Here is a 9,973-nt window from a genome sequence, read left to right on the forward strand (position 1 = left end):
TAAGGGTGATGGTTCGGCGGTGAGTGTAACCGCCAGTAGCTCAGCCTGCTGTGTAGTGGGGATTTTAGGTTGGACACCGAACTTGCCCTGACGGTAGAGCTGGCACCAGTTGAACAGCAAATTGTCATTGATACCGTTATCCCGTGCCAGCTTGGCAATGGATACGCCGAGCTGGAGCGCCTACTCAACCAGCTTAATGTTAAAATCCAGCGGGAAATTGGGACGACGTCTTGAGGGTTTTGGTGGGGTTTGTTTCATGAATTGCGCCCATTAAAAAAATAATGGACATCATCTTCAATAACTTGATGGGGAATTAACAGACGGCGCTGGACGTACGCTTACCAAAAGATAAACATGGGGTAGGCCGTCCTCGGGATAGAACGGCCGCTGCACGGTAAACGGCCCGCGGCGGCGGCGGCTTAACAGCGTACGTCCGTCACGCACACTGAAATCCAGCGACAGCTCGCCCAACCAGCCGGTTGGTTCCGGCTCAGACAGGCTGGCGGAGAGCGACGCGGCGGCGGGTAACGGGTTATACATGCGGTTTAACATCCTGGAAATGCGCTAATGGCAAGGCGAGATGCAAATTCTGATCCAGCGGGCGCGGGACGTGTGCGGTGCGGCGGCAAAGGCGGGCGCACCAAAAAGTCGCACGCTCCGCACCTCAAACGATCGCACCGGCATACCACGCCCCATAATGGAGCGAAAGCCGCTTCTCCTTGGCGGCCTCGCCAGACCGCATGACCGAAAGGATGCGCTCGACACGGACTCCCGCCTCCCCGTCGCCTGCCCTTTGGCGTTCCTCCACTGCTCCGGCCACCATCGGTGTGCTAGCACGCCAAGTCGGTGCGGGGCGCAGGGCTATCAGATACGTTCAACGAGCGCGACGGCGTCATAAGCTTTAACGATTGAATCTATTCGTATAAGCCATCCGCAGGGCGTCGCCGTTGCGCTATCATAGAGCCGTTTTCTTAGGCGGGTGGATGTCCTGCCGCGGTTCGTCCGCGGGGATCGGAGCGCCCGAACCGTTTTTACCCGGATGTCGACAGGTGCGCGTTATGTATAATTTTTCCTGTTATCAGGCAAAGGAATTGGCGCTGGCGTATACGACCGGCCGTTCGGAACATTTATCGCCGGAGGAATTTCTGCAGGCGCTGATAAGAGCGGAAAAAGCCTTCGATCATCTACTCAAACATGGACGCGAGCACCCCGCCGACCTGGCGGTGAAGCTGTTTTAGCCCGCACTGGCCTCATCCAGGGTGCGATAATCCTCGTCGCTCAGTGTTAACCGGGTCGCCTCCGCCAGTTCCGCTAGCTGCGCCAGCGGCGTTGCGCTGGCTATCGGTGCGGTAATGGCGGGATGCTTCATCTGCCAGGCCAGCGCTATCTGTGCCGGCGTCACCCGATAGGCTTCGCTAATGGCGTCCAGCGCCTGCAGGATCTGCATCCCGCGCGCATTGAGATAGCGTCCGATAACCGTCGCGCCGCGCGCGCTTTTGCCGGCGTCCTCTTTCGCGCGGTATTTTCCGCTTAAGAAGCCGCTGGCAAGCGCACAATAGTTGATGACCCCGACGCCATGGGCGGCCAGGTTCGGTTATAGATCCTGCTCAAACGAACGCCGATCGTAGAGGTTGAATTCCGGCTGTAGCCATTCATAGCGAGCTAAACCGTTTTGTTCGCTGATGCGCAACGCCTCGGCCAGACGCACACCGCTATAATTGGAGGCGCCAATAACCCGTACCTTCCCTTCTTTGATCAACGCATCAAAAGCGCTTAACGTTTCCTCGAGTGATACCGAAGCGTCATCGGTGTGCACTTGGTAAAGATCAATATATTCGGTTTGCAGCCGTCGTAGCGAATCGGTCACCGCCTGACGAATGTAGGCTGCCGATAACCCTTTTTTACCCTCGCCCATCGGCATTCCCACCTTGGTGGCCAGGATGATCCGATCGCGGTTGCCGCTCTTTTTTAACCAATCGCCGATGAGGGTTTCCGACTCACCGCCCTGGTTGCCCGCCGCCCAGTGGGAGTATTCATCGGCGGTATCGATGAAATTCAGTCCGTTGTCCAACAGCGCATCGAGAATACTGAACGACGTGGAGCGATCGACGGTCCAGCCAAAAACATTACCGCAGAAGGCCAGCTTGGGCACCTGTAGACCTGAACGGCCAAGCGTTCTTTGTTCCATCGCAATCTCCTTATTTGGCGTTAACACCGACCGGGCACGCCCGCATGACAGGTTGGCCCTGATCGCCTTAGGCCCAAGCGTTACCTTATAATAGCCAATCGCGGCTTCGGTGGAGGGCATGAAACAACCTATTACCGCCTCACCCCGTCCCCGCGCATGAGCGCAGTGCCGGAAAACCCATTAATGCAACCCCTATCCACACCACCGGGCCTAGGGGTTGGATCTCCGCGGGAGCGCGGGGCGGATGCGCGCGGCACTTGGCGCTAGATGAGAGACCTCCTTATTTCCTCCATTTTTCCCCTATCGCCATTGGCTACACTTAATATCATTTTACAGTGCAGTGAACGTGAACCGCGAAAACGGCACCGTCCGCGACAACGCAGCAGACTGCCGGCGTGCGCGTTATTCTCCTGCCGGCGGAACCTGGCCGGCGGCATAGCCGCGAGCGCGGTGGGCGGCGCCCCTGCCGCCAAGGGCTATTTTTTTGATACACTCTGTGCGCAGCAGCACCGCCGGCGTTCCGTCGCCCAAGTTCTAAGAGGGGTAATTGCGTTTTATGTTCAGGCTTTTGTTTCGTTCCCGCACGGAACACACACCGCCCGCTCAATCCGCCACGGTGCGCTGGCAGCTTTGGACCGTGGCGTTCGGCTTTTTTATGCAAACACTGGATACACTATCGTCAATACCGCCCTGCCCTCGATGGCGCACAGCCTCAACGAAAGCCCACTGCGCATGCATTCCGTCATCGTCAGCTATGTGCTGACGGTCGCGGTAATGCTGCCCGCCAGCGGCTGGCTGGCGGATCGCTTCGGGGTGAAAAAAGTGTTTTTCAGCGCCATTGTACTGTTCACCCTGGGCTCGCTGCTGTGCGCGCGCGCCACAAGCCTGCAAGAGCTGGTGATGTTCCGGGTCATGCAAGGGGTTGGCGGCGCGATGATGGTGCCGGTTGGCCGGCTGACGGTGATGAAAATCGTCCCCAGGGCGCAGTATATGGCGGCGATGGCCTTCGTCACCCTGCCGGGCCAGATTGGCCCGCTGGTGGGACCGGCGCTGGGAGGATTTCTGGTGGAGTATGCCAGTTGGCACTGGATATTCCTCATCAATTTGCCGGTGGGCATTATCGGCGCCATGGTGACCTGGTGGCTGATGCCCAATTACACCATGCAAACCCGGCGCTTCGATTTTGGCGGCTTCCTGCTGCTGGCGCTGGGCATAGCGACGTTGACGCTGGCGCTTGACGGGCATAAGAGCCTGGATATCCGCCTGGCCAACGTGGCGGCGCTGGTGGTGGTCGGCGTGCTGGCGCTGCTGTGTTATTACCTGCATGCGCGCGGTAACGATAATGCCCTGTTTACGTTGCGCCTGTTTGACACCCCTACCTTTTCCCTGGGCCTGACCGGCAGTTTGCTCGGGCGGATCGGCAGCGGCATGCTGCCGTTCATGACGCCGCTGTTTTTGCAGTTGGGTCTCGGCTTTAGCCCCTTTCACGCCGGGCTGATGATGATACCGATGCTCATCGGCAGCATGGGCACCAAGCGGCTGATAGTGCAGATCGTCAACCGTTTCGGTTATCGGCATGTGTTGACCGGCGCTACGCTGGGACTGGCTGTGATTAATCTGCTTTTCCCCCTGGTCGCCCTGGCGGGCTGGCTATACGTGATTCCCGTGGTGGTGGTGCAAGGGGTGGTGAATGCGATGCGTTTTACCTCAATGAATACGCTGACCTTAAAAGATCTGCCGGATACGCTGGCCAGCGGCGGCAACAGCCTGTTATCGATGGTTATGCAGCTGTCGATGAGCCTCGGGGTCACCATTGCCGGCATACTGCTTGGTCTGTTTGTACCGGCCCATACCCTGGACGGCAGCACCAACATGCATGCCGTCTTGATCGCCACCTACATGTGCATGGCGGTGGTCATTGCGCTGCCGGCGCTGGTTTTCGCCCGCGTGCCGGCGGAAGCGGACAAAACGCGACGCTCGCCCAGCGTAACGGCGAGGGATCCTGATGCGCTACGGGATCACCGCCAAACTGTTTTTCGCCCTGTTTACCACCTGTATGCTGGTGGTCATCACCATGCAGTGGGGCGTGAGGGTCAGTTTAGAGCACGGTTTTATCCACTATATCAAACGCAGCAACACCCAGCGTATTAGCCTGCTCGGCAACGCTCTGGCGGAGCAGTACGCCCTGCACGGCAGTTGGGAATTTCTGCACAATAATCAGCGGCTGGTGTATCAGCTGCTGCGCTCGTTTGAGCCGAGCGCCGAAGAGAGCCGAGATTTACCGCCTCATGGCTGGCGCACGCAGATTTGGGTGCTGGATAACCGCCAGCGTAAACTGGTCGGTCCGCCCGGCCCTCCGCCCACTGAAGGGCCTCGCTATGCTATCCGCGCCGATGGCCAAACCGTCGGCTGGTTGGTGTCCACACCTATAGAGCGGCTGACCCGCAACGCCGATATCACCTTCGACACTCAGCAGTGCCGTACCAGCTGGCTTATCGTGGCCTTGGCCACCCTACTGGCGGCGGCGGGGGCCTGGTTCACCGCACGCGGTCTGCTGGCGCCGGTCAAACGTCTCATTATGGCGACCCACAGGCTGGACGCCGGCGATTTTTCGGCCCTCGTGCCGGAAAGCTCGCGCGATGAGTTAGGCCGGCTGGCGCGAGATTTCAACCTGCTGGCGATGACGCTCGAAAAAAATCAGGCCACGCGCCGAGCGTTTATGGCCGATGTGTCCCACGAGCTGCGCACGCTGCTGGCGGTGCGGCGAACTAGAGGCGTTGCAGGACGGCGTCAGGCGCGCCGGACCGGAATCGTTGAGCTCGCTGCTGGGGGAGGTGGCACTGCTAACGAAACTGGTGGCGGATCTTCATCAGCTCTCCCTCTCGGATTCCGGCGCGCTGAGTTACCGCAAAACCAGGCTGGATCTGGTGCCGCTGCTGGAAAGATCACTAGAGGGTTTCGCCGACCGTTTCCAGCTAAAAAACATCGCGCTCAGCCAGCAGTTGCCGCCGTCGGTCACGGTATTCGGCGACGCTGAACGTTTGAGCCAATTATTCCATAATGTGCTGGAGAACAGCCTGCGTTATACCGATGAGGGCGGTCAGCTGCGCGTCGTGGGCGACGGCACGCTTACCCTGCGCTTTTTCGACAGCGCACCGGGCGTGGAACCGCACCAGCTGCCGCATATTTTTGAACGTTTTTACCGCACGGAAGGGTCACGCAATCGCGCCAGCGGTGGATCGGGGCTGGGTCTGGCGATTTGTCACAACATCGTCGATGCGCACGGCGGGCAAATCCGCGCCGCAGATTCGCCTTTAGGCGGGTTGCAAATCACGCTAGAATTACCCCGCGACCCCAGACCCATAACCGTCTATGACTGAAGATACAACCGCTACGCCGATTATCCTTGTGGTGGAAGATGAGCCCAAACTGGGACAATTGCTAGTGGATTACCTAGAGGCGGCAGACTACCGCACGCACTGGCTCACCCGCGGCGACGGCGTCATCGATTATCTGCAATCGGAGCGCGCCGACCTGGTGCTGCTCGATCTCATGCTGCCGGGCCGCGACGGTTTAAGCGTGTGCCGCGACCTGCGGCGCTTCTCCGACGTGCCGGTTATCATGATCACCGCGAAAACCGAGGAAATCGATCGCCTACTCGGGTTGGAAATCAGCGCGGATGACTATATTTGCAAACCCTACAGCCCGCGCGAAGTCGTGGCGCGGGTGAAAGCGATTTTACGGCGCAGCGGTAGCCGCGCGCCCGCCGGGCAGGCCGCCGCGCTCCACATTGATGAGAGCTGTTTCTAGGCCAGCTACCGCGGCGTGCCGCTGGATTTGACCCCGGCGGAGCTGAGGCTTTTGAAAATTCTCTCCAGCGCGCCGGGAAAAGTCTTTTCCCGTGAAGCCTTGCTCAACCAGCTGTATGACGATTACCGGGTGGTGACCGACCGCACGATTGATAGCCATATCAAAAATTTGCACCGAAAGCTTGAAAGCCTGGCGGAGGAGGAGGCGTTTATCCGGGCGGTCTATGGCGTGGGGTATCGCTGGGAATCCACCCCCTGCGAGTTAAAATAACCGATTCAGCCACGGTGAAATTCAGAATCCTCTCCTATACTGCCAAGAGCGCGAAAGCGCCGAACAGAAGAGGAGGGCTTGTATGTCAACCGGTCATTATTAGCTACAAAAAGTGCGAAATGGACACTTCCTTTTTCATCTAAAAGGGAACAATGGTGAGACTATTCTCCACAGCGAAACGTTTTCCAGCAAAGCCTCCGCCGAGAATGCCATCACTTTCGCCCGGTACGTAGCACCGGATGAAACCAATTATGAACTGAAGCAGAACAGCGATGACGCCGCTTATTTTGTGCGGCGCGGGAAAAATCAGCAGATAATAGGCCACAGCGATCCCTATAACTCGCTCAAGGCGGCAAAACAGGGTATCAGGGCAGCAATGGCCCTCGCCATTACCCTGGAAATCAAGGATATGACCCACTAGCCACACCAGGCCGGCGCCCGGCGCCGGTCTGGTTGTGCACGGCGGCGTTTATTGCTCGAGATCAAGCCGCGGGCGGAAAAACCGCCCTCCCCGACATTACCTCCTGCTTTTTTCCCCTTTAGGCGCTAAAATCGCTGCCGCGATACTGCCTGCCCACGCAGGGCAGCCTGACCTAACATCAGACGAAAGACTCATGTTGACACCGGAATTACTTTCTCCCGCCTGCTCGCTAAAAAATATGCGCTACGCCTTTGCCTATGGCGCCGACACGGTTTATGCCGGCCAGCACCGCTATAGCCTGCGGGTGCGCAATAATGAATTCAATCACCAGAATCTGGCGCTGGGCATCGCGCAAGCCCATCAGTTGGGCAAAAAATTCTACGTCGTGGTGAATATCGCCCCGCACAACGCCAAGCTGAAAACCTTTTTACGCGATCTTCAGCCTGTTATCGCTATGGGACCGGACGCGCTGATTATGTCGGATCCCGGCCTGATTATGCTGGTTCGCGAGGCGTTTCCGTCCATGCCGATACACTTATCGGTCCAGGCTAATGCGGTTAACTGGGCCACGGTGAAATTTTGGCAGCAGGCCGGCCTGAGCCGCGTCATTTTGTCACGGGAACTGTCCCTGGAAGAGATAGGTGAGATCCGCGCCCAAGTGCCGGAGATGGAGATCGAGGTGTTTGTACACGGCGCGCTGTGTATGGCCTACTCCGGCCGCTGCCTGCTGTCGGGCTATATCAATAAGCGGGAGCCCAATCAAGGCACCTGCACCAACGCCTGCCGCTGGGAATACAAGGTGTATGAAGGTAAAGAAGACGAGGTGGGCAATATCGTCCACGCGTCTATCCCGGTGACGGAAATTAACGTGCCGCTGGGCGAAGGAGCGCCGACGGACCAGGTTTTAATGCTTGAGGAGGGTCAACATCCCGGCGAATACATGTCCGCCTTCGAGGATCAGCACGGCACGTATATTATGAACTCCCGGGATCTGCGCGCGGTGCAGCATGTGGAACGGTTGGCGGCCATCGGCGTACACTCGCTGAAAATCGAGGGACGCACCAAGTCGTTTTACTATTGCGCCCGCACGGCCCAGGTCTATCGCCGGGCGATTGACAACGCCGTCGCCGGCAGACCCTTTGATCCCAGCCTGCTCACCACCCTGGAAGGGCTGGCCCACCGCGGCTATACCGAAGGCTTTCTGCGCCGCCATACCCATCAGGAACTGCAAAACTACGACTATGGCTACTCGGTATCCGACCGGCAGCAATTTGTCGGCGAACGCCGCGGCGACCGGGCGGAAGTCTGGGTGAAAAATAAGTTCTCCTGCGGCGACAGCGTCGAACTGACGCAGCCGCAGGGCAATATTCGCTTTAAAGTAGAAAGTATGACCAACGGCCAAGACGAAGCCATTGAGGTCGCGCCGGGTAACGGCCATACGATTTATCTGCCGGTGCCGCCGGAGGTCAATGTGCGCTTTGCGCTGCTGTTGCGCAATCTTGACGGTACCACCACCCGTCAGCCGCACGGCAGGCCAGACGCCGCCATCGCCTGATTTTTATCCGGTAATTAGAATTGGGTCACAATCCCATCGACGGGAACGGGGTATAATCCGTTTGCTGAAAAAAAGGAAAACAATGATCAGTTACTCACCAGGACCACCTCTTTTGCCAGCTCATCCTCCCTTGAGCTGGCACTTTATTTTCCCTTTCCTTTTCCATCCCTATTATCACCCCCGGCAATCCCTGCGCCCATCAGGATAATTCCTTTCGCCGGCGCTCGATTTTCCCGTGGCCCAAGATAGTATCTATGCTTAATAAATGCCGCCTCCGCAAGAGGTCATCCATCCGATTTCAGCAAGGAAACAGCCTCAATGGAAGCACAGGTGCTAAAACAGCCGGCGTCACTCCTGATCCTTAACGGCAAAAGCGCCGGCAATGAAGAGCTGTGCCAGGCGGTCAAATTTTATCGCCAGGAAGGCTACCCGCTACTCGTTCGCGTCACGTGGGAACAGGGCGATGCGCAACGCTATGTCGCGGAAGCGGTTGAGCTCGGCATAGCCACCGTCATCGCCGGTGGCGGCGATGGCACCATCAATGAAGTCGCCGGTGCCCTGACGCTGCTGCCGGCACAACAGCGCCCGTGCCTCGGCATTTTGCCGCTCGGCACCACCAATGATTTTGCCACCGCCTGCACCCTCCCGCTGGAGCTGGATAAAGCGCTGCTGCTGGCGATAGCCGGCAAACCGGCGCCCACGCGCGCGCTGACTTGATCTTCCGCACATTAATCACAGTTTTCGGCGGGTTAAAGGGGAATCTGTATAACAACCTGAATTAAGCTATATGCCATATTTCCCTCTCAGGATGCCTTTATGCCGCTCTTTACCCCTGACGCCACGTTGCCGCCGTCACTCTATTACAGCGCGGGTGAAGCCCACCCCCTGGCCAACGCTTGCCGTCGATACCATCGATCATATCGTGAGCGATTTGCGTATCAATTCCAGCGAACGAGAATATTATGTGACCGGCTGGATGGGCGCCCATAGCGTGGTCATCATTCATCACTATCAGGACAAACGCGGCACCGCGAATGGCCTGGTGCTGACCAAAGAGGGGGAATTACGCCTCAGCGTGCAGTCCATCACTTTCCGCATCCCCAAATTTTTACTGTGGATGTCGCTGCGCCGCAGGCCCCGTACCATGGCCCTTATTACCTATGGCCAACTGGGTGCTGGTTCCGGTCACGTCCGATCACTGATTCCGATTTCACCCGATCACTGATTCCGGTCACGCCCGATCAGCGATTCCRATTCTGTCCGATCGCTCATCTTCTGTTCCGCCATACTCTGGAGACTTTTAGCTTCCGGGGGTATGGCATGGCACGTAAAAAGAAGAACGCGATAACAGAAGTATGCATCTATATCAATGTATTACGCATGAAATTTGAGCAGCGTCGCTCGAATCGCACCATCGCTCGGCATCGGCTGTACCACAGTGCACGATATCCTCGGCCGATTCACGGTAGCTAACCTGGTCTGGCCATTGCCGGTGGAACTGTCCCCCGTCGACCTCGACCGCCTGCTCTATCCCGGCAAATCTGGCAAGGCTATCAAGACCTTACCCAGCTGGCTTGATATCGATACCAAGTTAAGCCGCAAGGGCGTGACCAAACAGCTGCTCTGGATGGAATATCAGGCCGCCGTGGGCGGTGATGCCCTCGGCTACTCACAGTTCTGTGCACTGTTCCGTGACTGGAAAAAGAAGCAGCGGCGTTCCATGCGCATG

At 57.9% G+C, this 9,973-nt stretch carries 5 protein-coding genes and 7 pseudogenes; 9 read left to right on the forward strand and 3 right to left on the reverse strand.

The features are described from left to right. Together ACMX3H_RS14065 and ACMX3H_RS14070 are read right to left on the reverse strand one after the other, a co-directional pair. A pseudogene (locus tag ACMX3H_RS14065) lies at positions 1–165 on the reverse strand (transposase); the annotation flags it as partial. Between the two features lie 129 nt (positions 166–294). After that, positions 295–540, reverse strand: coding sequence for a hypothetical protein (locus ACMX3H_RS14070; protein WP_415211285.1), 246 nt, complete (start codon positions 538–540; stop codon positions 295–297). 518 nt (positions 541–1,058) lie between these two features. Here ACMX3H_RS14070 and ACMX3H_RS14075 point away from each other — a divergent pair. Further along, entirely contained in the window at positions 1,059–1,238 is a 180-nt protein-coding gene (locus ACMX3H_RS14075) for a hypothetical protein (protein WP_415211286.1), read from the forward strand. Here ACMX3H_RS14075 and ACMX3H_RS14080 read toward each other — a convergent pair. Then, positions 1,235–2,188, reverse strand: a pseudogene (locus ACMX3H_RS14080) (aldo/keto reductase). The gene ACMX3H_RS14075 and the pseudogene ACMX3H_RS14080 overlap by 4 nt on opposite strands. A gap of 556 nt (positions 2,189–2,744) precedes the next feature. Between ACMX3H_RS14080 and mdtD the strand changes: the two are divergent. The 8 genes and pseudogenes from mdtD to ACMX3H_RS14120 all read left to right on the forward strand — a co-directional run. Continuing rightward, positions 2,745–4,159 (forward strand): annotated as a pseudogene (gene mdtD, locus ACMX3H_RS14085) (multidrug transporter subunit MdtD); the annotation flags it as partial. Between the two features lie 34 nt (positions 4,160–4,193). Further along, positions 4,194–5,568 (forward strand): annotated as a pseudogene (gene baeS / locus ACMX3H_RS14090) (two-component system sensor histidine kinase BaeS). Then, positions 5,561–6,268: pseudogene (gene baeR / locus ACMX3H_RS14095) on the forward strand (two-component system response regulator BaeR). The pseudogenes baeS and baeR overlap by 8 nt, the downstream one beginning before the upstream one ends. A 112-nt stretch (positions 6,269–6,380) precedes the next feature. Then, positions 6,381–6,689 (forward strand): YegP family protein, encoded by a 309-nt coding sequence (locus ACMX3H_RS14100; protein WP_415211287.1) that lies wholly within the window; start codon positions 6,381–6,383, stop codon positions 6,687–6,689. A gap of 193 nt (positions 6,690–6,882) precedes the next feature. After that, entirely contained in the window at positions 6,883–8,244 is a 1,362-nt protein-coding gene (yegQ, locus tag ACMX3H_RS14105) for a tRNA 5-hydroxyuridine modification protein YegQ (protein WP_415211288.1), read from the forward strand. A 318-nt stretch (positions 8,245–8,562) separates the two neighbouring features. After that, positions 8,563–8,934 (forward strand): annotated as a pseudogene (locus ACMX3H_RS14110) (diacylglycerol kinase family protein); the annotation flags it as partial. Between the two features lie 181 nt (positions 8,935–9,115). After that, the gene (locus ACMX3H_RS14115; protein ID WP_415211289.1) at positions 9,116–9,469 is read left to right on the forward strand and encodes a hypothetical protein; all 354 of its coding nucleotides are present in this window, start codon (positions 9,116–9,118) and stop codon (positions 9,467–9,469) included. A 95-nt stretch (positions 9,470–9,564) separates the two neighbouring features. Continuing rightward, positions 9,565–9,973: pseudogene (locus tag ACMX3H_RS14120) on the forward strand (IS21 family transposase); the annotation flags it as partial.

The organism is Sodalis sp. (in: enterobacteria), from assembly GCF_047607725.1.
Taxonomy (GTDB): Bacteria; Pseudomonadota; Gammaproteobacteria; order Enterobacterales; family Enterobacteriaceae; genus JBLKSS01.

Bases quoted from the DNA above. Each gene is read 5' to 3' on its own strand.
- ACMX3H_RS14075 (WP_415211286.1), top strand. From the start codon at position 1,059: ATGTATAATTTTTCCTGTTATCAGGCAAAGGAATTGGCGCTGGCGTAT.
- ACMX3H_RS14070 (WP_415211285.1), bottom strand. From the start codon at position 540: ATGTATAACCCGTTACCCGCCGCCGCGTCGCTCTCCGCCAGCCTGTCT.
- yegQ (WP_415211288.1), top strand. From the start codon at position 6,883: ATGTTGACACCGGAATTACTTTCTCCCGCCTGCTCGCTAAAAAATATG.